At 40.8% G+C, this 22,998-nt stretch carries 27 protein-coding genes; 21 read left to right on the top strand and 6 right to left on the bottom strand.

The annotated features are described in order from the left end of the window. The first annotated feature begins 86 nt into the window (after positions 1-86). The 13 genes from ALE3EI_RS11260 to ALE3EI_RS11200 all read left to right on the top strand — a co-directional run bounded on the left by ALE3EI_RS11260 (position 87) and on the right by ALE3EI_RS11200 (position 9,745). The gene (locus ALE3EI_RS11260; RefSeq protein WP_186988720.1) at positions 87-248 is read left to right on the top strand and encodes a DUF1328 domain-containing protein; all 162 of its coding nucleotides are present in this window, start codon (positions 87-89) and stop codon (positions 246-248) included. Positions 249-290: 42 nt separating this feature from the next. After that, positions 291-770, top strand: coding sequence for a lipocalin family protein (locus ALE3EI_RS11255; RefSeq protein ID WP_186988718.1), 480 nt, complete (start codon positions 291-293; stop codon positions 768-770). Next, the gene (locus ALE3EI_RS11250) at positions 770-1,480 is read left to right on the top strand and encodes an OmpA family protein (protein WP_186988716.1); all 711 of its coding nucleotides are present in this window, start codon (positions 770-772) and stop codon (positions 1,478-1,480) included. The genes ALE3EI_RS11255 and ALE3EI_RS11250 overlap by 1 nt, the downstream gene beginning before the upstream one ends. Before the next feature lie 80 nt (positions 1,481-1,560). Continuing rightward, positions 1,561-2,688: an NAD(P)/FAD-dependent oxidoreductase gene (locus tag ALE3EI_RS11245; protein WP_186988714.1), complete on the top strand. Its 1,128-nt coding sequence runs from the start codon at positions 1,561-1,563 to the stop codon at positions 2,686-2,688. Beyond that, positions 2,688-3,407 carry a methyltransferase domain-containing protein gene (locus ALE3EI_RS11240; protein ID WP_186988712.1) on the top strand — a complete coding sequence of 240 codons (720 nt, stop codon included), beginning with the start codon at positions 2,688-2,690 and terminating at the stop codon, positions 3,405-3,407. Before ALE3EI_RS11245 ends, ALE3EI_RS11240 begins: the two co-directional genes overlap by 1 nt. A gap of 17 nt (positions 3,408-3,424) precedes the next feature. Beyond that, the gene (locus ALE3EI_RS11235; protein WP_186988710.1) at positions 3,425-4,477 is read left to right on the top strand and encodes a type III polyketide synthase; all 1,053 of its coding nucleotides are present in this window, start codon (positions 3,425-3,427) and stop codon (positions 4,475-4,477) included. After that, positions 4,478-5,254 (top strand): SDR family oxidoreductase, encoded by a 777-nt coding sequence (locus tag ALE3EI_RS11230; protein WP_186988708.1) that lies wholly within the window; start codon positions 4,478-4,480, stop codon positions 5,252-5,254. A 17-nt stretch (positions 5,255-5,271) separates the two neighbouring features. After that, on the top strand, positions 5,272-5,715 hold the full coding sequence (locus ALE3EI_RS11225; protein WP_186988706.1) for a 3-hydroxyacyl-ACP dehydratase FabZ family protein: 444 nt from the start codon (positions 5,272-5,274) through the stop codon (positions 5,713-5,715). 36 nt (positions 5,716-5,751) lie between these two features. Next, positions 5,752-7,023: a beta-ketoacyl-[acyl-carrier-protein] synthase family protein gene (locus ALE3EI_RS11220; protein ID WP_186992361.1), complete on the top strand. Its 1,272-nt coding sequence runs from the start codon at positions 5,752-5,754 to the stop codon at positions 7,021-7,023. Positions 7,024-7,029: 6 nt separating this feature from the next. Continuing rightward, the gene (locus tag ALE3EI_RS11215) at positions 7,030-7,278 is read left to right on the top strand and encodes an acyl carrier protein (protein ID WP_186988704.1); all 249 of its coding nucleotides are present in this window, start codon (positions 7,030-7,032) and stop codon (positions 7,276-7,278) included. A gap of 21 nt (positions 7,279-7,299) precedes the next feature. Next, complete coding sequence (locus ALE3EI_RS11210) at positions 7,300-8,067, top strand: TerC family protein (RefSeq protein ID WP_186988702.1); 768 nt, start codon at positions 7,300-7,302, stop codon at positions 8,065-8,067. A 3-nt stretch (positions 8,068-8,070) separates the two neighbouring features. Beyond that, a complete protein-coding gene (locus tag ALE3EI_RS11205) occupies positions 8,071-9,291 on the top strand; it encodes a class I SAM-dependent rRNA methyltransferase (RefSeq protein WP_186988700.1) in 1,221 nt (406 codons plus the stop codon). Positions 9,292-9,382: 91 nt separating this feature from the next. Next, positions 9,383-9,745: a hypothetical protein gene (locus tag ALE3EI_RS11200; RefSeq protein WP_186988699.1), complete on the top strand. Its 363-nt coding sequence runs from the start codon at positions 9,383-9,385 to the stop codon at positions 9,743-9,745. Between the two features lie 48 nt (positions 9,746-9,793). Here ALE3EI_RS11200 and ALE3EI_RS11195 read toward each other — a convergent pair whose 3' ends face one another. The 3 genes from ALE3EI_RS11195 to ALE3EI_RS11185 all read right to left on the bottom strand — a co-directional run bounded on the left by ALE3EI_RS11195 (position 9,794) and on the right by ALE3EI_RS11185 (position 11,627). Then, positions 9,794-10,228, bottom strand: a complete 435-nt coding sequence (locus ALE3EI_RS11195; RefSeq protein WP_186988697.1) for an arsenate reductase family protein — start codon at positions 10,226-10,228, stop codon at positions 9,794-9,796. Between the two features lie 60 nt (positions 10,229-10,288). Continuing rightward, positions 10,289-10,594, bottom strand: a complete 306-nt coding sequence (gene hpf, locus ALE3EI_RS11190) for a ribosome hibernation-promoting factor, HPF/YfiA family (RefSeq protein ID WP_186988695.1) — start codon at positions 10,592-10,594, stop codon at positions 10,289-10,291. Positions 10,595-10,670: 76 nt separating this feature from the next. Continuing rightward, the gene (locus ALE3EI_RS11185; protein WP_186988693.1) at positions 10,671-11,627 is read right to left on the bottom strand and encodes a TerC family protein; all 957 of its coding nucleotides are present in this window, start codon (positions 11,625-11,627) and stop codon (positions 10,671-10,673) included. Positions 11,628-11,826: 199 nt separating this feature from the next. On the opposite strand from ALE3EI_RS11185, the gene ALE3EI_RS11180 reads away from it, so the two are divergent. Next, positions 11,827-11,970, top strand: a complete 144-nt coding sequence (locus ALE3EI_RS11180) for a hypothetical protein (protein WP_186988691.1) — start codon at positions 11,827-11,829, stop codon at positions 11,968-11,970. A 56-nt stretch (positions 11,971-12,026) separates the two neighbouring features. On the opposite strand, the gene ALE3EI_RS11175 is transcribed toward ALE3EI_RS11180, so the two are convergent. Then, entirely contained in the window at positions 12,027-13,178 is a 1,152-nt protein-coding gene (locus ALE3EI_RS11175; RefSeq protein WP_233279960.1) for a multidrug effflux MFS transporter, read from the bottom strand. A gap of 641 nt (positions 13,179-13,819) precedes the next feature. Continuing rightward, positions 13,820-15,493 (bottom strand): hypothetical protein, encoded by a 1,674-nt coding sequence (locus ALE3EI_RS11170; RefSeq protein ID WP_186988687.1) that lies wholly within the window; start codon positions 15,491-15,493, stop codon positions 13,820-13,822. A 130-nt stretch (positions 15,494-15,623) separates the two neighbouring features. Between ALE3EI_RS11170 and rlmF the strand changes: the two genes are divergently transcribed. The 4 genes from rlmF to ALE3EI_RS11150 all read left to right on the top strand — a co-directional run bounded on the left by rlmF (position 15,624) and on the right by ALE3EI_RS11150 (position 19,917). Beyond that, the gene (rlmF, locus tag ALE3EI_RS11165; RefSeq protein ID WP_317172952.1) at positions 15,624-16,592 is read left to right on the top strand and encodes a 23S rRNA (adenine(1618)-N(6))-methyltransferase RlmF; all 969 of its coding nucleotides are present in this window, start codon (positions 15,624-15,626) and stop codon (positions 16,590-16,592) included. Between the two features lie 185 nt (positions 16,593-16,777). Continuing rightward, a complete protein-coding gene (locus ALE3EI_RS11160) occupies positions 16,778-17,272 on the top strand; it encodes a hypothetical protein (RefSeq protein ID WP_186988685.1) in 495 nt (164 codons plus the stop codon). Positions 17,273-17,279: 7 nt separating this feature from the next. After that, on the top strand, positions 17,280-19,121 hold the full coding sequence (locus ALE3EI_RS11155; protein WP_186988683.1) for an adenylate/guanylate cyclase domain-containing protein: 1,842 nt from the start codon (positions 17,280-17,282) through the stop codon (positions 19,119-19,121). 343 nt (positions 19,122-19,464) lie between these two features. Further along, positions 19,465-19,917: a hypothetical protein gene (locus ALE3EI_RS11150; protein WP_186988681.1), complete on the top strand. Its 453-nt coding sequence runs from the start codon at positions 19,465-19,467 to the stop codon at positions 19,915-19,917. Positions 19,918-20,010: 93 nt separating this feature from the next. Here ALE3EI_RS11150 and ALE3EI_RS11145 read toward each other — a convergent pair whose 3' ends face one another. Continuing rightward, the gene (locus ALE3EI_RS11145; RefSeq protein WP_186988679.1) at positions 20,011-20,202 is read right to left on the bottom strand and encodes a cold-shock protein; all 192 of its coding nucleotides are present in this window, start codon (positions 20,200-20,202) and stop codon (positions 20,011-20,013) included. 491 nt (positions 20,203-20,693) lie between these two features. Here ALE3EI_RS11145 and ALE3EI_RS11140 point away from each other — a divergent pair, with 491 nt between their 5' ends. From ALE3EI_RS11140 to ALE3EI_RS11130, 3 genes are all read left to right on the top strand, one after another. Further along, complete coding sequence (locus ALE3EI_RS11140; RefSeq protein WP_186988677.1) at positions 20,694-21,509, top strand: helix-turn-helix domain-containing protein; 816 nt, start codon at positions 20,694-20,696, stop codon at positions 21,507-21,509. A 62-nt stretch (positions 21,510-21,571) separates the two neighbouring features. After that, on the top strand, positions 21,572-21,979 hold the full coding sequence (locus ALE3EI_RS11135; protein WP_186988675.1) for a DUF1761 domain-containing protein: 408 nt from the start codon (positions 21,572-21,574) through the stop codon (positions 21,977-21,979). Positions 21,980-22,071: 92 nt separating this feature from the next. Beyond that, complete coding sequence (locus ALE3EI_RS11130) at positions 22,072-22,974, top strand: TolB family protein (RefSeq protein ID WP_186988673.1); 903 nt, start codon at positions 22,072-22,074, stop codon at positions 22,972-22,974. The last annotated feature ends 24 nt before the right edge of the window (positions 22,975-22,998 follow it).

The raw sequence follows: 22,998 nt of genomic DNA, 5'->3' as shown, positions 1-22,998 counted from the left end.
TTGCTGTTAAACTTTAGATAAACATTATTTTATAGCATTCAATCTTACGTACCTTAGTGTCATACTAATCATTAAAACACACAAATATGGTACGCTGGATAATTATTTTTTTAGTAATTGCGTTAATCGCAGCTTTATTTGGTTTTGGCGGTCTTGCTGAAGGTGCAGCAGACATTGCTAAGATCATTTTTTATATTTTTTTAGTACTGTTAGTACTTTCATTAGTTTCTCGTTTATTCAGACGATAAAAAACTAGTAGATATCAACCAATTTTTTAAACCTTAACATTTATGAAGAAAATAATCATGCTTGCTGTTTTAGCGGCAACCGTACTAGCTTGCGGAACTCCCAAAACAGTCCAGGAATCAAGAAAAGTGATCAAAGGATATTGGTCATTAGACAACATATCGTATAACCGATCGGGAACTTTTAATGTAACCCTCTTTAACGACACTTCAAAAGAGTGTTTTGAAGGTAGTAGCTGGAGGTTCATTCCTAATAATAACACAGGAGTTTATACGGTGAACAACTCGAATTGCCCGTCTGGTGATCGAAACTTTATATTCGATATACAGGAAGTGGATCCAACAACAGGATTGTACGACTTTCTGCTTAAACCAACCAATGCCAAGGGCAAATCTGAAGATAATTCGGGCTTCAGGCTACGTTTAACACGCCTGAACGAGTCATCTATGCAATGGGAACAAACCGTTACCTTAGAAGGCAGTCCGTTTAAAATTACTATGAACTTTTCTAAAATTAACGAATAATGAAAAATGTATTAAAACAAATATCGATCCTCGCATTATCCATAGTGATGGTTGCTGCATTCAGCAGTTGTGAGGCTACAAGAAACGCAAATAACAAACAAAAAGGAGCAGTGATCGGTACTGCCGGTGGAGCCATTCTGGGCGCTATTATTGGAAACAATGTAGGTAAAGGTGGTAACGGAGAGATTGGCGCTGTAATTGGAGGTGTTGTTGGTGGTACTGCCGGTGTTTTGATCGGTAATCGTATGGACAACCAGGCCAAGAAGATCGAAGAGGAGATTCCGGGAGCACAGGTAGAACGTGTTGATGACGGGATAGTTGTAACCTTCGATGAGAACAGTGGTGTTTATTTCGATACGAATAAGTACAATATCAATGCGGCCTCACAGGCCACACTGGATAAACTTACCGGTGTTTTACGTGAATATCCCGATACCGATGTACTGGTTATTGGACATACAGACAGCGTAGGTGCCGATGAGTACAATATGGAGCTTTCCCGAAAGAGAGCAAACTCGGTAACTACATACTTTACAGTAACCAAAGGACTTAGCTCAAGCCGATTTACAACAAACTGGTTTGGTGAAAGTACTCCTATAGCAGACAATAGTACTGCCGAAGGAAGAGCGCAAAACCGACGTGTAAATGTGGTGATCGTTCCTAATGAGAAAATGAAGGCGGATGCCAAAAAAGAGGCCGGCGAAAACTAATAGCCGTCTCAAATTAATACAAATCCCGGTACCTTGTATCGGGATTTTTTTTTCTGAAAAATGACTCCGATCTTTATCTTATGACGCGGAATTCAAATTACGATGTTCTTATAGTAGGTGGCGGCCTTGCCGGGCTTTGTGCTGCGTTACACCTGTCTAGAGCGGGAGTAAAAGTACTCGTAATTGAGAGGCATTCTTATCCGCACCATAAAGTTTGCGGAGAATATATTTCAAATGAAGTGCTACCGTATCTAAAGTCTTTAGATTTTGATCCGTTATCTCACGGTGCCATCTCAATCGATAATTTTTTGATATCGAACGAATCGGGAGATGAAATTTCAACCTCGCTGCCTCTGGGTGGCTTCGGAATGAGTCGCTATACCTTAGATCATCTCCTTTATTCCGAAGCAAGTAAATATGCCGAAGTAGTTTTTAATACGGTGGAAGTGATACAGTTTAATGCTGAAGAATTTACAGTTCAATGTGTAAACGGTGACGCATATCATGCTTCATATGTCGTTGGAGCCTATGGAAAGCGTTCGGGGCTGGACAAAACGCTTCAGCGCAATTTTATATCTAAACGCTCTCCCTGGTTAGCGGTAAAGGCACATTATCAATATCCTTTCCCTGAAAACACCGTGGCCTTGCACAATTTTAAGGGAGGGTATTGCGGACTTTCAAAAACCGAAACAGGAGCAGTGAACGCCTGCTATCTGGCGAGTTATAGTTCGTTTAAGCCTTATGGAGATCTATCACGCTTTCAGAAAGAGGTGCTTTCAGAAAATCCGCACTTGAATGAATTTTTTAACATTGCTAAACCCTTATTCGAAAAACCACTTACCATTAGTCAGATCTCCTTTCAGAAAAAAGAAGCAGTAAAAGACCAAATTTTTATGATGGGTGATAGCGCCGGACTCATTCATCCGCTTTGTGGAAACGGTATGGCCATGGCCATACACGCAGCCAAAATATTTTCAGAAATGTATCTGGACGCTAGGAAAAAGGGTGATATTAACCGATTAGAACTCGAAACCGAGTATGCAACTACTTGGAATGCGTATTTTAGGTCCAGATTACGAATAGGAGGAGTGATACAAAAGCTTATGTTACAACCTGTAACGGCAAGGCTCGGGTTTAAAGCGGGACAAATGTTTCCGGGGCTGGTTCGTAATTTAATAAAACACACTCACGGGAGTCCGTTACAATAATGGTACAATTCTCATCAAAATACAGATCGAAGGAAACCGAAGTCATGGATAGCATGGATTTGCAGGGTGAGGAAATGCGTACATTACTCAATGACCTTAAACGGATCAATACCTGGTTGGGCGGATTTTCGATCACTTTGGACGGGATCGATCAACTTATAGCACATTCCGGGAGGAGCAATATCATTACCATAGTAGATCTGGGTTGCGGAGATGGTGCTATGCTTAGAAAATGTGCAGAGCATGGAAGACATGAGAATCTTGACTTCCGGTTAATAGGAGTTGATGCTAATCCGCATATCCTTGAAGTAGCCGTTGAAAAATCGAGGGAGTATCCTAATATCACGTATAAGGCGATGGATGTATTCTCTCCCTCAATTCATGAATTACAGGCTGATATCGTACTCTGCACCTTGTTCTTACACCATTTTAAGAATGAAGACATCGCGACCCTGTTAAAAGATCTGCTTAAAAACACGAAAGTTGGTATCGTCATTAACGACTTACGACGTAGCTCCGTTGCTTTTCGATTGTTCCGTATGGTTAGTCCGCTTCTGGTAAAAACTAAAATTGCGAGACACGACGGACTCGTTTCCATAGCTCGAGGGTTTACTAACAGCGACATTTGGGAAATTAGTACGAAGTTACCGACGCACAAAATGAATTTATTCCAAAAATGGGCATTTAGATACCAATGGATCATTTTTACAATTAAATAGCATAACCTTTACTCTGTATGAATATAAAGATCAGCACCGTTGCCAAACAGCTTCCGCCTTTTACCAGAACCACTGCCGAGATCATTCCTTTTGTGGAAGCTTGGTTAGAAGGACAGGAAACCCGCTTTAAACGCAAGGTCATTAAGATCTTTGAGGGCGCAGGGGTAGACCGCCGGTATTCTATTATGGATGCCCATGAGGTTTTTATGAATACTTCGTTCGAAGAACGAAACGACATCTATATACGGGAAATTAAGAAATTAGGTAAGCAATCCCTTCAAAAGGCGTTGCACAAGGCCAAATGGAATCCGCAGGATCTCGACTTCATTATTACCGTGAGTTGTACCGGCATTATGATCCCTTCGGTAGATGCCTACCTGATCAATGAATTAAATCTACGACAGGATATCGTAAGGCTGCCGGTTACTGAAATGGGCTGTGCCGCGGGAATTTCGGGGATTATTTACGCCCATAACTTCCTAAAAGCGAATCCGGGAAAACGGGCTGCGGTCATTGCACTAGAATCACCAACAGCGACGTTCCAACTTAATGATTATTCAATGGTAAACATTGTAAGTGCTGCTATTTTTGGCGATGGTGCTGCCTGTGTACTACTGTCATCCAGAGAAACAGATACGGGCCCAAAGATCCTGGGCGAGGAAATGTACCATTTTTATGATGCAACTCAAATGATGGGCTTTAAAATGGTAAACACCGGACTGCAAATGATACTGGATAAGGAGGTTCCCAACCAGATCGCATCACACTTCCCTGAGATCATTCATCCCTTTCTCAAAAAACACGGCAAAACCATAGCAAACATCGATCATCTTATTTTTCATCCGGGCGGAAGGAAGATCGTTGAAACGGTTGAAGAATTATTCGGGAGTCTGGGAAAAAATATTGACGATACCAAAGAAGTTCTTACATTGTATGGTAATATGAGCAGTGCAACCGTTTTATATGTACTGGAACGCTTTATGGATCGTGAGATCAAAGCCGGGGAACTCGGATTAATGCTCAGTTTCGGACCCGGATTTTCGGCTCAGCGTGTTTTAATCGAATTTTAAATGAACAGAGAATTTAAAGATACTTGGGCGATCATTCTTGGGGGGAGTAGTGGACTGGGGCTGGCAACGGCACATAAACTGGCCGCCCACGGGATGAACATTTGTATAGTACACCGCGACAGGAAAAGGGCACTTCCCGAATTGGAAAATGAATTGCGCTGTATAGAAGCCACTGGAGTAAAAGTGCTCACCTATAATAAGGATGGATTATTGGCCGAAACAATGGCAGAAGTAATTAGTTCGTTACCAAAGCACCGTGTAAAAGTGCTGGTACACAGCATAGCAAAAGGAAGCCTGAAACCCATGAACAAGAATAATGGTGATACACTTTCTAAAACCGATTTGGATATTACCCTGCATGCCATGGGAACCAGCTGGTATCTTTGGACCAACGCCTTGATCGAAGCCAATGTCTTTACAGAAAATGCCCGAAACATTGCCTTTACGAGCGAAGGAAACTCTAAAGTCTGGTCGGGTTATGCGGCAGTTTCAGCAGCTAAGGCTACGCTCGAAGCGCTTATGCGCGCAATGGCTGTAGAACTCGCGCCTCTCGGAATTAGAACGAATTGTATACAGGCAGGTGCTACACGAACAACTTCTTTCGATATGATCCCCGGCAGCGAACAACTTGCAGAAATGGCTAAAAAAAGGAATCCGTTTCAAAAACTAACGCAACCCGAAGATGTTGCCAATGCAGTGTATTTATTGTGTCGCGATGAAGCAGACTGGATCAATGGCACAGTTTTAAAAGCAGATGGCGGAGAAAGTCTTCGGTAAAGATGGAAATAGGAGCTATGGAGAAACAACATAAGAATATACTAGAGTTACTTCCGTATAGCAAACCATTCTTGTTCGTAGATGAGATCCTAAAGCTTGATGAAAATGGTTGCGAAGGCCATTATACGTTTACCGAAAAGGAATTTTTTTATAAAGGACATTTTATCGGAAACCCTGTAACTCCCGGTGTGATCCTCACCGAATGTATGGCACAGATAGGGCTGGTTTGTCTGGGACTGTTTTTGATAGCTGAAGAAAAACCCGAACACAAAGCTATAGCACTTACTGCTACCGAAATAGAGTATTACAAACCTGTTTTTCCGGGTGAAAAGGTATGGGTGCGCTCTGAAAAGATCTATTTTAGGTTTCAGAAGCTGAAGTGCAAGGTGCGCATGACAAACCAAAAAGGAGAACTTGTGGCCCTGGGAACCATAAGTGGTATGCTTACAACACCCTCATAAATGAGTCAACACAGTAACGAATAAACGAATTAGCGCATCAAACATAGAGTTGTCATAACAGGATTAGGAGTTGTTGCACCAAACGGGGTAGGGATCCAGGAGTTTTCGGAAGCTATTAAAGCCGGAAAATCGGGTATCGAGTTTATTCCCGAATTACAAAACCTCAAGTTTTCTTGTCAATTAGGTGGCATCCCTAAAATTTCCGAAGCAAAGAAAAAAGAATATTTTACAGAACTTCAGCTGCGTAATTTCAACAGTTCGGGTATCCTTTACGGAGTGATCGCAGGGATGGACGCGCTTAAAGATGCGGGAATTTCACCGGCAGCAAAGCACGGGGAACCGCTCTGGGATCTTGGAATTATCTTCGGAACAGGAACCAGCGGGGTTGATAAATTTAGAGAGGCCATTTATAAGCTGGACGATAAGAATGTGCGTCGTTTAGGAAGCACCACGGTCGCACAAACTATGGCGAGTGGAATTAGCGCCTATCTGGGCGGAATGACGGGAGCCGGAAATATGGTCTCCACCAACTCTTCTGCATGTGCTACGGGAACTGAAGCCATCATCATGGGGTACGATCGTATCGTTACGGGACAAGCCGTACAAATGCTTTGCGGAAGTTGTAGTGATAGCGGACCTTATGTGTGGGGCGGATTTGATGCCATGAAGGTCACCACCTATAAGCATAATGACGATGCTGAAAATGCCTCCCGACCGATGAGTGCATCGGCCAGTGGTTTTGTACCGGGAAGTGGGGCAGGAGCCGTGTTACTGGAATCTCTGGAAAGTGCTTTAAAACGAAAGGCTACCATCTATGCCGAAATTCTAGGAGGTGCAGTGAATAGTGGCGGACAACGAAAAGGGGGTACCATGACGGCCCCTAATAGTGAAGCCGTGATACAATGTATTACCAAAGCACTGCATTATTCAAACATTGAGGCTTCAGAGATCGATTATATTAACGGCCATCTTACGGCAACTTCCAAAGATGCCGATGAAATTAAAAACTGGTGTGAAGCCTTGGGACGAAGGAGAGCAGATTTCCCCTATATCAATTCGCTAAAAAGCATGACCGGGCATTGTTTGGCAGCTAGCGGAAGTATTGAAATGGTTTCGGCAGTGCTTCAGTTGCACGGAGGCTATGTCTTTAAGAATATAAATTGTGACGATCTTCACCCCGAGATCGCTGCGTTGATAGGGTCTCGATCCCTTCCGAGGGAGACAAAAAAGATAAATTTAAAAACCGTTGTAAAAGCAAGTTTTGGTTTTGGTGATGTCAATGCGTGTATTATCTTTAGAAAAATTTAATTGTTGATGACAACAGAAGATATCTACGCAAAATTACTTCCTATTATTCAAACCTATTTACCCGAAGACGTTGACCAAAACGAAATAAAGCCCGATAGTGACCTTACCCGTGAATTGAACATCAATTCGGCGCATCTGGTCGATGTGGTGCTGGATGTAGAAGATGCCTTTGCCATTGAATTTGCCAATGAAGACATGGAAAGTCTAAGAACGATGAACGATGCTATTTCGATTATTCAGAAAAAAATTAACTAACACACAAATTATTTGTCATATATGGAAGCCCTGTTTTCTGTAGAAAATTTTATCACTTTAGCCTTATTAACCTTGTTGCAGGCCGTTCTGGGACTGGACAACCTGCTGTATATCTCCATCGAATCCAAAAGAGCGCCACTCGATAAACAGAAGTGGGTACGACAGATAGGGATAGGGGGAGCCATCGTACTGCGGATCGTTCTCTTGTTTGTACTGCTGCGCGTGATCGAATTGTTTCAGGATCCTGTTTTCGGATTTCATGATAACGGATTCTTTGAAGGATCGTTTAATGTACACAGTTTAATTGTACTGTTTGGAGGAGGATTCATTATGTGGACGGCCACCAAGGAGATCCTCCATATGATGTCTTTACGAGCAGAAGAGCAAATGGAAAAGAAACCTAAATCGGTAGGAATGATCATCACTTCTATTGTCATTATGAACCTGGTGTTTTCTTTCGATTCTATCTTAGGCGCCATCGCATTAACCGATGTGTTTTGGGTAATGGCAACGGCCATAGTGATAGGAGGGGTGATGATGATCTGGCTTAGTGGAAAGGTGACTGAATTCCTCAAAAAGAACAGAATGTACGAAGTTTTGGGTTTGTTCATACTGCTAATCGTAGGTGTGATGTTACTTTCTGAAGGGGGTCATCTGGCCCATTTACATCTCTTCGGAAATCCGGTTACCCCGATGAGCAAAACCACATTTTATTTTGTGATCGCGGTACTGGTGATCGTTGATGTGGTGCAGGGTCGCTATCAGAAAAAACTCAACAAACACCTCTAACGGATGCTGAACATAACTTTACCGGAGTACACCCCCAACCGATTAGCGGTTAAACTTACCGCTGCCGGGGAACGCATAGTACGCAGTGGGCATCCATGGATCTTTGACGAGAGCATCGAAAAAATAAACGCTGACGGAAAAGCAGGTGATCTGGCTATCATTTTCAGTCATTCAAAAAACAAGGCCATAGGCGTGGGGCTGTATGATCCCGATTCGCCCATTCGAATAAAGATGCTGCATCACGGTGGGGGCGCTACTGTAAATTCTGAATTCTTTCTGGATAAAATAAATAGGGCGTATGCGCTTCGGAGTGAATTGCTGCAAACCGATACCAACAGTTATCGGTTACTTTTTGGAGAAAATGACGGATTCCCCGGTTTTATTGCCGATGTGTACGCCAAAGTGCTGGTGGTAAAGCTGTATTCTGAAATATGGATGCCTTATTTCGACAGCATCATGCAACACCTTATTTCAGTTTCAGGATGTGAAACGGCTGTATTACGATTAAGCAGGAAACTGCAACAGCCCAAGGAATTTGACCTGAACGACGGTGATGTTCTTTATGGAACCCTAAAGGATGACGTTGTCATTTTTAAGGAACACGGTGTAACCTTTTCAGCAAATGTGATTCACGGACATAAAACCGGATATTTTCTCGATCACCGGCATAACCGGGCATTAGTGGGGCATTTATCCAAAGGGAAGACCGTACTCGATGTGTTTGCCTACGCCGGCGGTTTCTCGGTTCATGCTTTGGCAAATGGTGCCAAGGAAGTGACAAGTCTGGATATTAGTGAACAGGCCCTGGAAATGGCCAAAGAGAACGCCAAATTGAACGACTATAATGGAAAACACTTTACGGTGGCAGGCGATGCTTTCGAGATCATGCACAGGCAGATCCATGAGCAAAAGCGGTATGACGTTGTTGTGATCGACCCTCCGAGTTTCGCAAAAAGTAAAAAAGAGATTAGTTTGGCAAGGAAAAAATATACACAACTGGCGCAATTAGGGGAAAAACTAACTGCAAGAGGGGGGATGCTCGTTCTCGCTTCCTGTTCATCCCGAATTCTGGCAGAAGAATTCTTCGGAATAATTGAAACAGTACTTAAGAGCCAACCACGCCGTTTTAAACAATTCAAAAAAACCCGCCACGATGTGGATCATCCGGTCACTTTTCCTGAGGGAGCCTATTTAAAGTGTGGGTATTATCAATTTACCGATTAGTTGTTAACGCCTGTTAAAGATCACGTTAAAGTCTATTAATATTCTTGGGATTAGATTTGGTGATGTTTATATTCTACATAAAATATTACTTATGAAAAGGATAATTACATTACTTATTTTATGCATCGGATTACAAGCCTCTGCCCAGGATCTGTATTTGCAACATGATTCAGACAAATTTGAAGAAGAAGCGCAAGAGATCATGCAACGGTTTGATGCTGAACTCGCGCTAACATCCAAACAGGAACTGTTATTTCAGAAAAAAATTGAAGAATTTCTTATCAGACGAAATGAGGTGAATAGTTCGTATACAGGGCAGGAGCGACTCGATCAATTATTAATACTTCAAACGAATCAAACCGCCGAAATGGGAGATATTCTCACCAGAATTCAGTTAGACAGGTACAAACAAGTTCAGCCTTCGATACAACCACTGGCAGAAGTTAAACAATAAAAAAAGTCCATTGTTACAATGGACTTTTTTCATCATTAACCTTTTAAATTATTTAAAATTCTCTCCGTTAGTAGTGGGCTTTATGGTAGGATCGTCGGTATGCGGAGTTTTTTTGAGTCCGGCCGATTCCACTCCAAAGAATTCCATCACATCGGGAGCATTTTCGATCTGCGCAGTGCGATCACCATTAACTGCGATAGGCCAAGAGAGCACTTCGTCGTTATTCTGCAGTACCTTAAGCCAGTCGTTTGTGCCGTAGGCTGCAGTGTTATCCACTTTCGCCACCCGTTTATCAATAAGATCGGCAACCTTGCAATTCATTTTATCTGCCAGTTCGACCCATTGGGTATCACTTACTTTGGTCTTTGCGATATCTATAGCGAGGATCTTATCTTCAATACCCTGCAAATACGAAAGTACATGGGTCCCAACACGGGTATTACTGCTGTATATTAAGGTAAATTGTTTCTCGTCTCTAGCCATTACGCCCATACGTTTTTCAATTACTTTATAGTGTTTTATTATGTTTTAAAAAAGAGAGGCCTAATAATGCGCCTGCATCTTTTCTTTTCGTTTCTGAAGTTGTGGTCTTAGTTCGCTTATCACTTTAGCGAGCGATGCTTCGAAGGATCCGTTAGAATTCTCAGCAAAAATGGTAGTACCCGGGATATTTAAACGTATTTCGCAAATTCTTCCGGTATCAGATTCGCTAGTATTTTCCTTTTTAAAGTATACATCGGCGTTTACAATAAAATTGTATTTGTCTTCCAATTTGTTCAGTTTCTCTGCTGCCATAGCTTCCAACCGTGGGCTGGCAGCTACATCCTTGTATTCAAAGTTGATGTTCATAGGTATATTTTTAAAAGTCTATTTAAAGATACAGAAGTAGGGGAGGGTTTTCAAATTTTTAATAGGATTTTGTGAATTAATCGGCGATTGGTTCACTTTCTTCGGAAGGAATAACCATGGAAGCGACAATTCCGCCAATAAGAGATAGGGCAATAATTCCCAGAGAGAGCCATTCGGGGATCTCCACAAAATGACCGAAGATCATTTTCAAGCCCACAAACGTGAGTATGATTACCAAACTGTAATTGATAAAACGGAATTTCTTCAGCATACGGGAAATTAGGAAGTACATAGATCGTAATCCCAGGATCGCCAATATGTTAGAGCTAAATACAATAAAAGGATCTGCGGTGATCGCCAGTATAGCAGGAATACTGTCTAAGGCAAATAAGATATCGGTAAATTCTATGATCATAAGTGCCAGAAAAAGGGGAGTGGCTGCTTTTACCCCCATGCGACTGATAAAGAATTTCTCCCCGTCCATTTTGCTGGTCACCGGAAATATTTTCCGAAGCCATCTGTAGATCTTGGAGTGTTTTGGATCGAACTCGGTATCTGCAGACCGCAACATTTTATAGGCCGTGTACAATAAAAATGCTCCAAATACATAAATGATCCAATCGAATTTATTGATTAAGGTAACGCCAAACACGATCATTAGTCCGCGAAAGACTAATGCCCCTAAAATTCCCCAGAAGAGGACCCGATGCTGATATTTTTCGGGTATGCCAAAGGATGAAAAGATCACAGCGATCACAAAGACGTTATCAATACTCAGGGAAAGTTCTATGAGATAACCGGTTATGTACTTCAGTAATGCCGTATTCGGACTAAGTCCCGTTGGATTTTCAACAAGCCCTTCAGCAAAAAGCCAATAGATAAGTCCCGAAAAGCCCAAACCGATTGTCACCCAGATCGAGGTCCAGATAGCGGCTTCCTTGGTTTTTATAACATGTGCTTTACGATTAAAAACGCCCAGATCCAGCGCGAGAAAGAGAATAATAACGGCGATAAAAATACCCCAGACGATCATGTAATAGATTTTACACGAAAGTAAACAGGCGGTAATAATTTTATAGATAAGGAAATGTTAATTCGTTGAGGAAGCGTTAAAAGTTTTAAAAAAATTGAGGTTCGAAAGGAATTTGATAGTACATTTAATGAAATTTCTATCCAAAAATACAACGATGGGATAGTAAAAGAACTTACTTTTTAATCAACGGAGCATCATTATGAGTACAAAAACCAAACGCCGCGCACATGCAGATTTTCAGGATGCATATCACAGATCTTCAAATTTCAATAAGGTAACGAAACAGGAAAAATTTAAGGTTAAGGGGAATGGCAAGCTGAAATTAGAACAGGAAGAAGAGTAATAACCTCAAAAAAAATGTAAGAGAGCAGTACAGTAAAAGGTGCTGTTTTTTTTGTGCTATACTTTTGAAGTACGAACAAACCATAGCACCAGAAGCGACAATCCGGCGCAAACCGTAAATCCAACAAACAGCGGAAGCGCGGTTCCTGAGATCTGTCTTCCTATCACTATGCTAACGGGAACGGCCATTAAGGTGGATATAAGTCCGGTGAGGGCCGCGGCGATGCCGGCTATATGACCTACGGGTTCCATGGCAATAGCGCGCAGGTTTCCAAAAAGGAAACCGATGGCAAAGAATAAAAGTGCAAAAAAACCTAAAAGAACACCTATTCCCGGATTGGGTGTATTATAAAATGCGATGACGTAAGTTATTGAAATTGCAAAAAAGGCGAACAGAGCCAGAAGGATGAGTTTTTTCATTCCGAAGCGCAGTACTACGGTGCCATTTAGTAGAATTGCGGAACCAATCGAGATCGCGAGTCCGGCAAAAATAAAAGGAAAGGCATCTTCGAAACCATATTGGATCTGAAATATCTGTTGTGAACTGCTTAAATAGACCAAAAAGGAACCCGTGATAAAGCCGGTAATGATAGTGTATCCAACGGTGGTACGATGACGAAAGAGCTCCCGGAAACCGTTTCCAAATACTTTTAAAGTAAAGGGAGTACGATGGGCTTTGGCAAGTGTTTCGGGCTGTCGCAGCCAGAACCAGAAAGTAACCAGCACACTCAGGATAAGTTGTACGTAGAAAATAGCTTCCCAATTGTAATGATCCAGCAGAAATTTCCCAAGGAGAGGTGCAATGATGGGAACCAGAATAAATACAACAGTGACAAAGGACATGATACGCGCCATATAATCTCCCGAGTACATATCGCGGATGATGGCGATAGCGATGGTGCGTGGAGCCGAGAGTCCGATGCCTTGTAACACGCGTCCCAGCAGCATGATCTCCAGATTGGGAGCGAACACACAGATAAAACTGGCGATGATAAAGATCACAAAACCGATATAGACCGTAGGTTTCCGTCCCTTGCTGTCTGAGAACGGACCGAAGATCAACGGACCCAATCCAAGTCCCAGGAAGATGGATATAATAAGGAGTTGATTATCGGCGGGATCGTCGGTCCCTAAAGCCAGGCCAATAATATCTAAGGCCGGCAAAAGCGCATCGATGGCCAGTGCTACCACAGACATCAGCAAAGCCATGAGGGTAACGAATTCTAATTTCGATTGTGATTTTTCTTGCAAGCTGCAAAGGTAGTAAAAGGTGTATTGTGAACAAGGAGTTAGGAATTAGTAATTAGGGATTAGGAATTTGGGATTAGTAATTGTGAGTAGTGAAAAGTGAGATGTGAATAGTGAATTGAATATTTGTTCCATTGGTCATACACTACAGCATTATGCCTATTAGCATTCGGCAGGAGTAAGGAATCCGGTAAACAACATCCAGCATCAAATATCCTATTTGACATAATATAAATTATAGTACATTTATAACAAATATGCGAATAGCGCTATATGAGAGATTTTCGTACAGCTATGCTGTTTTATATAATATCAGATATCACTCGGCCTATGGCGGATTATATCGGCAGATATTATGTAAAAGAAAATCTCGCCCAATAATCTCTTTCTTGAAATTATGTTTTTATATACCAACCACTTGTATTTTAAAAATTCATCCACAGGATTAATTTTTAAAATAATATGTAACAGCATATTTGTGCCTAGCACCATCCTTTGTATTTAAACAATTCATCCACCGGGCTATAATTCTAAATTATATAAAATAGTGTCCCTATATAACAAATATGACTTCGCGTACGCAAATTATATCAGCATTCGCATCACACAGCATTGGCTTCAATAAGAAACGACAGATATCGCTTTTCGTTTTCTCTTAAAACCGTGTCAGTTCTGTTGTAGCGCCATTGGTGTACATTGGACAATTTGATCTTTGTGCGTTGCTGACTTAATTCAAATTCTACCGGAAATATTATAAATGACAGAATGGCTTCAAGCACATCGAGTATGCCGTTCACCACGTAAAGAAATACTTGAAATAAGGCATTGACCAGGGCATCAATGAGTCGGCCCAGGCCGGTGGATACCTCCAGCTTTCGGATGTCAATATCCATATCGACTCCTACCCCTTTGTTCGATCTAATTACTTTAACCGACATTTCGGGCCTTCCCTTAACACGTAAGCCTATCTGTTTCCATTTAGACCAGCCAGTACTGCATCGATAGTATTCCCGCAACTTATATTCCAGCATTGCGCCTATATCAATTTGTGTGGCACCGGTTAAGGTGCCATTAGCGGCGATTTCAATGTCACTGTTAAATAATCGTACCCAGGTGCGAATCCTTCCTTTTATTAGATCAAGTGCCGATTTGGTTCTTGTGGATGACTCTTTAGAACCCGGTAAGGAATCTCTTACTATGGTATCCAGAAAATCTTCTACCACAGCTATCCCAATATTCTGACCGTTTCTTGCAGCACTCAAATAACTCTTATTCCCGGTTCTTTTAAAGTTTGCCAAATAGGATTGCGCTTTCGGAAATATTTCATCGAAAGATCTGATCTCAGAATGTTCAAGCACGGCGAGTTTGTCATCATCGCTATTACATTTTATGAACTCTTTGCTTACCTTGGTTCCGTAGATAAGTTTCACTATATCTTTTTCCTCATTCAGGTCCTGATCCACCAGTCCTAAGAACGCTTTCTGATGTGTTTGCATTTCGTCTGCCAGAGATTGAATTGAAGCCACATCCCTGTTCATATAGACCGAAAGCAGGTCATTCTCTATTTTAATATAGTTTGGAAGGAATTTGTATTTGCTCATTTCTATTACCGGAATTTCAATTTCACGAATGAACTTAGGGCCCTGATCCTTCATGATGTAGTTCACCAACACTATAATAAGATCCTGAACCTTGGTATCCCCGGGAATACTTTCAGTTGCTCTAATCTGCACCAGGGTTGGAATAAACTTTAAACTGGTTCTGTTTTCGTTTTTAATAAAATCGACCCTACACCTAAAATCGAGATAAAGGTTCAGCATGGCTTCATGGTCTTCCCCACTGTCATCCTGTTTGGGCCACTTTAAGAGGATCCCGATGTTTTCACATTTCAGGCTAACATTCGGAAACGTATTGGGTGGTGCATTCTGACTGTCATAATCTACCCCTTCCTTATATTCATATTTTACCAGGGGATCTGTGATAACATCGGTATTGTGAAAATCAATTTTAAAGGGGGCTGTATTTGAATTGTCGGGCTTCCCATTGGGCTTTACCTTTCCGCCAATATTGATAAAAGCATTGAAGTGAGTCATATTCTCATTGGCATCAAGATACAAGGGCAATTCTATGTGATGATAGTATTTGTCCTTGTCCTTAGAACGATGTTTGTCCAAAAACTGATTGATAAAATCTTCCTTGATACTTGCTATGAGATCAATTGGAATTTCCTGCTGTTGTTGTAAATGTGAGTCCCATGTCTTTTTAAAATCGTTCATTGTTTATCTATTTTATATGATTAAAGCGCAAATTGTTTGTGCTTTATAAATCTGCGGATTTTATGAAGGCAAATCCATACCCGATACCGGGTAGATTACAGTTAGGCTTGCAGATCATTACAATAGCGTTGTGGTCGATGACGAAGAAATTTCAGATCTCTGCTTCAGACACCTGTTATACGCCACAATTATTGTAGCTTGTACGCACTTAAACAAAACCGTCTTGCATCCCAATAATATACACGCTGCGCCATATCATTTCCCTGCACTTATAAAAGCACATCCTCCCCTGAAGGAATTTGTGCATACAGGAAAATCGGGTCAAGACACTGTGAATTTTGCTGAGGCTTCAGCGGTGCTGCACCTGAACAAGGCTCTTTTAAAACACCATTACGGACTCACAGACTGGAATATCCCACCCCACTACCTCTGCCCTCCTGTTCCCGGCAGAGCCGATTATATTCACCACCTTAACGATCTGCTTACCGATGCGGAAAAACAAAAGGGAATAAAAGGACTGGACATAGGTGTAGGTGCCAATTGCATCTACCCCATCCTTGGGAGCCGTATCTATCAATGGAAAATGGTAGGTGCAGACACCGATACGACAGCAGTGGCTTCAGCAAAGGCCAATGTAAAAGCTTCGGAAGTACTTAAAGATACTATTGAAATTCGGTATCAGCCTGTAAAGGCAAACATCTTTGAGGGGGTGATTCAGAATAATGAATATTTCAACGTTAGTATGTGCAATCCGCCCTTCCATCCTTCCGAAGAAGAAGCTGTAAAAGGTACTCTTCGGAAACTGCGAAATCTGGGCGACACAGCTCCCCAACAAACCAAAAAGGAGATCATGCTCAACTTTGGCGGACAGGCCAACGAATTGTGGTGCAATGGCGGTGAAGCCCTGTTTATAAAACGTATGATAAAACAAAGTGTCCCGTTTAAAATGCAAGTGGGGTGGTTTACTACGCTGGTTTCAAAAAAAGAACACCTCCCTCCTATCTACAAACAATTAGACAAACTGAAGGCGAAACATACGACCATTGCTATGGAGCAAGGCAATAAGCAAAGCAGGATCGTCGCCTGGCGGTTTTTGTAACATCTCCGACTCCATATAGCGGGATTCTTATCACCACTTTCTTCTTACTTATTTTTTTAGTTAACATGATATACGGTAACTCGCTAATAATCATTATCTTTTGTAAATAATTCTCCCCAGCCTTATTGTTTTTCCAATGTTTATAATTTTTAATAGAAATACCGAACCAATAAAAATCAACAATTATGAATCCAAAAGAATTGACAAACAAAGGGGCTGTTACCAAACCCAGAGACAGAGACATCATGGTAACTATAAATAGCAATACCTTGTATAACCTTCCGTACCCTCCCACCGAAGCACAAATAGACGCTAATACGTATCTCGTAGATGACGAAGGACTAGAGAGTCGCTTTGGAGAATCGAATAAAAACTTTGAAACACTGGTATTTCCCGGGAAGGAAATGATCTGGGCTGCTAGATCCTTCGAACCACTTGGGGTTGATCGCGATTACAGTGTATCACTTCAATCGGTTTCTCAGAACAAAGAACCCGGAAATGCTAATTTCTTTGTACAAGCTACACCATTGCCCGTGAGCAGAGACGGAAAAATTCACGGAACCATAGCTAATTTTGATCGACCAATATCGGACGACAGCTATACGATCAACTTTCTTATTACGTATCAAGGAGAAACACGAACCTACCCTTTGGATCCAAAACTGAGACTGAATCAATAATTAGTGTATGAATTTCAATTACAAAGCCTATTATTTTTTAATAGGCTTCATTTTATCGTTGATACATACAGGCGTTGCGCAGGATCAGGCAGTGGCAGACAGCTTGAGACTTATTTATTTGCAAGGCACTGTAAAAGGTGAAGAAAAATTGGAACTGCTGCGAAATTTAGCCTTTAATGCAGCAAATGATCTGGAATTATCCTTGCAATATGCAGACGAACTAATTCGTCAGGCTCAAAAGGAAGAAAATTATCTTTATCTCTACAGAGGATTTAGCCAGAAAGGTCAAACCTATCGTCTTGCAGGAGAGTTACCTCTTGCGTTGGAAGCATTTTTTAAATGTAGTGAGGCAGCCGTAAAAGTTGAAAACGGTAAGTACGAAGGCGGTGCATATCTTACTATAGCAGATGTTTATTCTGAAATTGGCAATACCACCAACGCCGAGATCTATTATACCAAATCCATAGATATCCTAAGAAAGGTGAACGATTCGTTAAGTCTTGCCACAGCATTACTGAATTCGGGTGATGAATACTTTAACAGTAAAAATTACGGTCTCGCACTCCGAAATTTTGAAGAATCGGGATTGATCTTTAAAAATCTGAATTATCAGATAGGAAGCGCCTACAATCTCGGAAATATTGGAATGGTCTATGCCAAACAAGGCAAACCCATACAAGCCAAGACCTATATAAACGAGGCTATTGCCCTGTTGGAAGACGTAGAAGATTACTATGCGATTTCAGAGTACCTTACTTATATGGCCGATATTTTTCTGGAACAGAACGATTGGGAATCGGCTGTAGATTATGCAAGCCGAAGTCTGGAATTAGCACTTAAATACGGTTTAAAGAAACAAATTAGTGAATCGAACCTCAAACTATCCTTACTGTATGAAGGCACGGGAAATTATTTTAAATCCCATGCCTATTATAAAGACCATATAAGGTATAGAGATAGTGTAGCCAATATTGAAAAGGTGCAGCAAATGGCCGATCAGCGTACTAATTACGAAGTATCTAAAAAGCAGGCAGAAGTAGATCTACTGGAAAAAGATGCCGAAATACAGTTGCTCAAGGACAAGCGCCAACGCACCATTATTTATATCACCATTGCAGTACTCCTTCTTATAATTATCCTTGCCATAGCACTTTATCGCCGCAATCTGTTTATGCAACGCGTAAAAAGGATCATAGAAAAAGAGAAAGCAGTTTCAGAAACTTTATTGCTCAATATTCTTCCGGCAACAACGGCAGAAGAATTGAAGCAAAATGGTAAGGTACAAGCCAAAAAATTTGATTCGGTAACGGTATTGTTTACCGATTTTAAAGATTTCACTCAGTATGCCGAAAATTTAGCTCCGGAAGATCTGGTTGCCAGTATCGACTTTTACTTTTCAAAATTTGATGCGATCATGGAAGAGCACGGACTGGAAAAAATTAAAACTATAGGCGATGCCTATATGTGTGCCGGGGGTTTACAAGGATCTACAGGCAATCACGCGCTAGCAATGGTTCAGGCTGCCGCTGAGATCATCCAATTTGTGCAGGACGTGAAATTACAAGGAAATAATGGCAGTACTCCTTTCGAGATTCGAATAGGCATAAATACCGGACCTGTGGTTGCGGGAGTGGTTGGCACCAAGAAGTTTGCCTATGACATTTGGGGGGATACAGTAAACATTGCCTCGCGAATGGAATCCAACTCAACGCCCGGCAAGATCAATATCTCAGAAGATACCTACGCTCTTGTTAAGGAATCTGTTTCCTGTGACTTTAGAGGTGAGATTCGAGTAAAAAATAAAGGCAAAATGAAAATGTATTTCGTACAGGAAAACGCCGACCTTTGATACTGCTATCCCCCATTAGAATATCCTGCTGTCTCTTGATTGTCAGATATATAATTAACAAATGATTAACCAAACTACCGGAAATCTAATTCGCTAATTTTCTATTTTTAGTTTGCTAATTCTTTAATTATGTAGTTAAGATCTTCGCACTTCAAAACCTACCGGCTTCCGTAACCGGTACGTCAACCTGTATACTGAGATGGTAAGCCACAGGCATCCACGGAAACCCCTTTTTTCAATCATAATTTTGCTTTTACAGTACTTTAAATGGTGCGGCTGTGCCAGGCAAGAATAATTTGCTAGATTAAATAATGAAATACTAATGCATTTAAATATTTTACAAATGAGAACAATTATCCTTTGTTTGCTTTTTATATTTCTTATGAGCCCAGACGTTTCGGCTCAGAATTATACCTTTAAGATCATCACCGTTATTGAATCCATAGTGCCCAATGGCCTGGGTAGATCGAGAATGATTAGTGCCGAAGAGTCTAGGGATTATAAGGAATACACCACCAGCAGGACCGGCGAAGACGACGATCGAAATAAATCGGATCGAAGTGAGATCCGGGTAAAAAAGTTTGATGAAACCAAATTGCTCAATTTCTTTAATCTGGGAGGAATTCGTTTTCAGAACATTGCGGCAAACGATGCAGTGGTTACTTCCAAGCTCAATGAACTCTCTGCACAGGGGTGGGAATTGGCTTTTATCAACACCGGGGTTGAGAGTCACAGTGGTGACGACGACAGCACCGGGCTGTTCATTACCCGTTATGTTTTTAGAAGAGCCAATTAATGTAGGCTAAGCCTCAACAATTACGTAAAGTTGTAACATTTTGACATAAAAAAACCATCCATAGGGATGGTTTTCTATACGATAAGGATACGTCTAGATAAGGCTCACTTTTATGGCGCTTAATCCTTTTTCTCCTTTTTCAACTTCAAATTGAACATTGTCATCTTCCCGGATATCCTCCATAAGATTTGTGCTGTGTACGAAGATCTCTTCGTTAGTGTCTTTAATAGTAATAAAGCCAAATCCTTTGGCATTATTGAAAAATTTTACGGTACCTTCTTTCATTGTTTGTAGTTTAATATTTGTTTCTATTTTTTTAGTTCTGAATGTTTGTATCAATTGTTTGATCATGATTTTTACTGTTATTTGGTATTAGTATTAACTGTGTTTTGTACAGCTTCATTTGTAGTGATGGTGTTGTAATATAACTACACCAACGATTAGTGAATTTGCAATCGGTAAGAAAACTGAAGGCTTAGAAAATGGAAAGACCGGCTACGGTGCTGTTAATCCCAAAGTCCCTGATTTCAGGCAACTTCTTATTGCTTGTTTTAAAATATTGAAGAAAGCGAAGGATTAATTAAAACTGGCAGAAATTAAAAAAAGATAGGCTTACTGAATAATTTACCCGGTGAAGGTAGACTATTTTTCCCCAATACAGCTATAAAAACAAAAAACTATTGTTTTTCTGCTGCTTTTGCCTTTGTAAACAAGTTTACTCACTTTTATTCTGAAAGTTTGCGTCATTAATAAAATGTACCTTAAATTGTGAATCTGTGATCCATAAAAGTCATATTCTAACCGCAAAGCTATCCAGATATATGGATGCTATGTTGTATCATAAAGACTATTCTCCTACTCACACCATGGATAAATACCTTCCTGATGGCACCACGAACATTATTTTTGAATTAACCGATACTCCTAAATATATCTTCGACAACCATACCAAAAAACCGAAGCAAAAATGTACTCATGTTTGGTTCTCCGGAGTGTTAACCGATTATATTACCATAAGTGCCAGCAGCGAAGAAATGATTGTATTGGTGTTTAAGCCCGGGGCGGCATACCCATTAATTCGGGAATCGGTTCACAGGTTCTCAAATAAAGTAGTTTCGGCTTCTGAAATATTTGGTCCAAGCATTATGGAACTTTATTCGGAGATAAAGCGTGCGACAACTCCCGATCAAAAATTTCGGCTAATAGAAGCTTGGTTGCTTACCCGGTTTAATGATGACGACTTTTATTCAGAAATAATTCAATATGCCATCGACAGGATCGAACAATCTCCTTCAGTAACAAACATCACCGAAATTGCCGTTAAATCGGGATATTCCCAAAAACAATTCATTCAGCTATTTAAAAAATACGTTGGGATAACCCCAAAACAGTTTCATCGTATTAAACGCTTTAATGAAATTTTAAAAGCGGTTGAAAATAAAGAACAAATTTCATGGACCGCCATTGCTCAGGACTGCGGGTATTTCGATCAAGCACACTTTATCAAGGATTTTAAATCTTTTTCCGGTTTAAACCCAAAACAGTATGTAAACGATATTGGAGATTATCCCAACTTCTTTCCGGTAAAGTAAATTTTTTACAATTTTCTAAGATTTTTATCCCTTTCCTTTGTTTCCAATCAAACTAAGCAATTATGGAAAACATGATCATCAATCATTGGGCAGTTTTAATCTGCGCGGTATGTAACTTAATATTAGGTGCTATTTATTACTCACCGGCACTGTTTTACAAGTCATGGAAGGCAGAGAATAAACTAACAGACGAGCAATTAGCACGCGCTCATCCGGGAAAGATCTACGGTATAAGTTTTATACTCGCTTACCTGATGTCCTATAATATGGCATTCTTTTTAGGAGATGCATCCTCGGATATCGCTTGGGGTGCCACGGCGGGCTTTTTGGTTGGGTTTGGATGGGCTGCAGCAATCTTTACCGCTATAGCGCTATTTGAGCAAAAAAGCTGGAAATATATCGCAATTAATTCCGGCTATATTATCATTTACTTTACTATTATTGGAGCAATTCTGGGTGTATGGAGATAAATCGTAATTTTATCATTCTTCGTATTCGTGAGAATCGGTGCGCTAGGGTGGTTGCTTTGTACATAGTATGATAATCGTCAAAAATTAATCTTATGGATAAAATATTGCTTATAATTTGTGTTAGTATGTTTTCGGCATGTAAAAGTGCAGCGCAAGACAATATGGAAAGTACTACGAAGAATAAGATCGCATTTGTCACAAATCGCGATGGCAATTCTGAAATATATACTATGGATCTCAACGGAAACGATATTCAGAATATCAGTCAAAATGATTCTCTGGATTTCAGTCCGTCATGGTCCTACAAAGGGGATATAATATATTTTTATTCCAAAAGAGATGGAAATTCGGATATATATTCAATGAATTCTGATGGTTCAAATGTTCATCGACTAACCAACCATCCTGCTTCCGACGTACTTCCTGTCCCCTCGCCAGACGGTCGTTCAATTCTGTTTATGAGTGACCGCGACTCACTTAGCAGAAATGTGTATATCATGAATTCCAACGGATCTAACGTAAGAGCACTAACGAAAAATACGTTCTATGAAGAAAGTCCCGACTGGTCGCCAAACGGGAAGGAAATCGTTTTTACAAGACAATTACGTGATTCGACCGACACGTCGCATGCCGCCAATGGCGAAATTTTTATTATGAATGCCGACGGCACTAATGTTAGGCGTCTTACAAACAAAGAGGGATATGATTCCGGTGCAAAATTCTCACCAGATGGAACACAAATTGCCTTTTACGGAAGCAATGAGAACCAATGGGATCTGTACATCATGGATGCTGATGGCAATACCCTTTACAACCTTACAAATGACACCATCGAATGTTATTCACCCGACTGGTCTGCAGATGGTAAATGGCTTATCTATACTGCCGGAAGCAAAGGAAATTACAATCTCTGGAAAATAAACATCGAAACAAAAGATCGGGTGCAACTCACAAATACGGTCGGCAGAAATGAAGGGCCGGCCGTACATAAATAGACAAGTTATTCTAGTTGAAATAAC

Source organism: Constantimarinum furrinae (assembly GCF_014295415.1).
GTDB lineage: Bacteria > Bacteroidota > Bacteroidia > Flavobacteriales > Flavobacteriaceae > Constantimarinum > Constantimarinum furrinae.
This window is presented reverse-complemented; position numbering and strand designations above follow the sequence as displayed.

Coding starts and splice junctions, on each gene's coding strand:
- hpf (WP_186988695.1), bottom strand. CDS start 10,594: ATGAACATCAACTTTGAATACAAGGATGTAGCTGCCAGCCCACGGTTG.
- ALE3EI_RS11215 (WP_186988704.1), top strand. CDS start 7,030: ATGACAACAGAAGATATCTACGCAAAATTACTTCCTATTATTCAAACC.
- ALE3EI_RS11195 (WP_186988697.1), bottom strand. CDS start 10,228: ATGGCTAGAGACGAGAAACAATTTACCTTAATATACAGCAGTAATACC.
- ALE3EI_RS11260 (WP_186988720.1), top strand. CDS start 87: ATGGTACGCTGGATAATTATTTTTTTAGTAATTGCGTTAATCGCAGCT.
- ALE3EI_RS11230 (WP_186988708.1), top strand. CDS start 4,478: ATGAACAGAGAATTTAAAGATACTTGGGCGATCATTCTTGGGGGGAGT.
- ALE3EI_RS11175 (WP_233279960.1), bottom strand. CDS start 13,178: ATGGCTTTGCTGATGTCTGTGGTAGCACTGGCCATCGATGCGCTTTTG.
- ALE3EI_RS11245 (WP_186988714.1), top strand. CDS start 1,561: ATGACGCGGAATTCAAATTACGATGTTCTTATAGTAGGTGGCGGCCTT.
- ALE3EI_RS11210 (WP_186988702.1), top strand. CDS start 7,300: ATGGAAGCCCTGTTTTCTGTAGAAAATTTTATCACTTTAGCCTTATTA.
- ALE3EI_RS11250 (WP_186988716.1), top strand. CDS start 770: ATGAAAAATGTATTAAAACAAATATCGATCCTCGCATTATCCATAGTG.
- ALE3EI_RS11225 (WP_186988706.1), top strand. CDS start 5,272: ATGGAGAAACAACATAAGAATATACTAGAGTTACTTCCGTATAGCAAA.
- ALE3EI_RS11180 (WP_186988691.1), top strand. CDS start 11,827: ATGAGTACAAAAACCAAACGCCGCGCACATGCAGATTTTCAGGATGCA.
- ALE3EI_RS11145 (WP_186988679.1), bottom strand. CDS start 20,202: ATGAAAGAAGGTACCGTAAAATTTTTCAATAATGCCAAAGGATTTGGC.
- ALE3EI_RS11240 (WP_186988712.1), top strand. CDS start 2,688: ATGGTACAATTCTCATCAAAATACAGATCGAAGGAAACCGAAGTCATG.
- ALE3EI_RS11235 (WP_186988710.1), top strand. CDS start 3,425: ATGAATATAAAGATCAGCACCGTTGCCAAACAGCTTCCGCCTTTTACC.
- ALE3EI_RS11155 (WP_186988683.1), top strand. CDS start 17,280: ATGAATTTCAATTACAAAGCCTATTATTTTTTAATAGGCTTCATTTTA.
- ALE3EI_RS11205 (WP_186988700.1), top strand. CDS start 8,071: ATGCTGAACATAACTTTACCGGAGTACACCCCCAACCGATTAGCGGTT.
- ALE3EI_RS11170 (WP_186988687.1), bottom strand. CDS start 15,493: ATGAACGATTTTAAAAAGACATGGGACTCACATTTACAACAACAGCAG.
- ALE3EI_RS11135 (WP_186988675.1), top strand. CDS start 21,572: ATGGAAAACATGATCATCAATCATTGGGCAGTTTTAATCTGCGCGGTA.
- ALE3EI_RS11255 (WP_186988718.1), top strand. CDS start 291: ATGAAGAAAATAATCATGCTTGCTGTTTTAGCGGCAACCGTACTAGCT.
- ALE3EI_RS11200 (WP_186988699.1), top strand. CDS start 9,383: ATGAAAAGGATAATTACATTACTTATTTTATGCATCGGATTACAAGCC.
- ALE3EI_RS11160 (WP_186988685.1), top strand. CDS start 16,778: ATGAATCCAAAAGAATTGACAAACAAAGGGGCTGTTACCAAACCCAGA.
- ALE3EI_RS11150 (WP_186988681.1), top strand. CDS start 19,465: ATGAGAACAATTATCCTTTGTTTGCTTTTTATATTTCTTATGAGCCCA.
- ALE3EI_RS11130 (WP_186988673.1), top strand. CDS start 22,072: ATGGATAAAATATTGCTTATAATTTGTGTTAGTATGTTTTCGGCATGT.
- ALE3EI_RS11185 (WP_186988693.1), bottom strand. CDS start 11,627: ATGATCGTCTGGGGTATTTTTATCGCCGTTATTATTCTCTTTCTCGCG.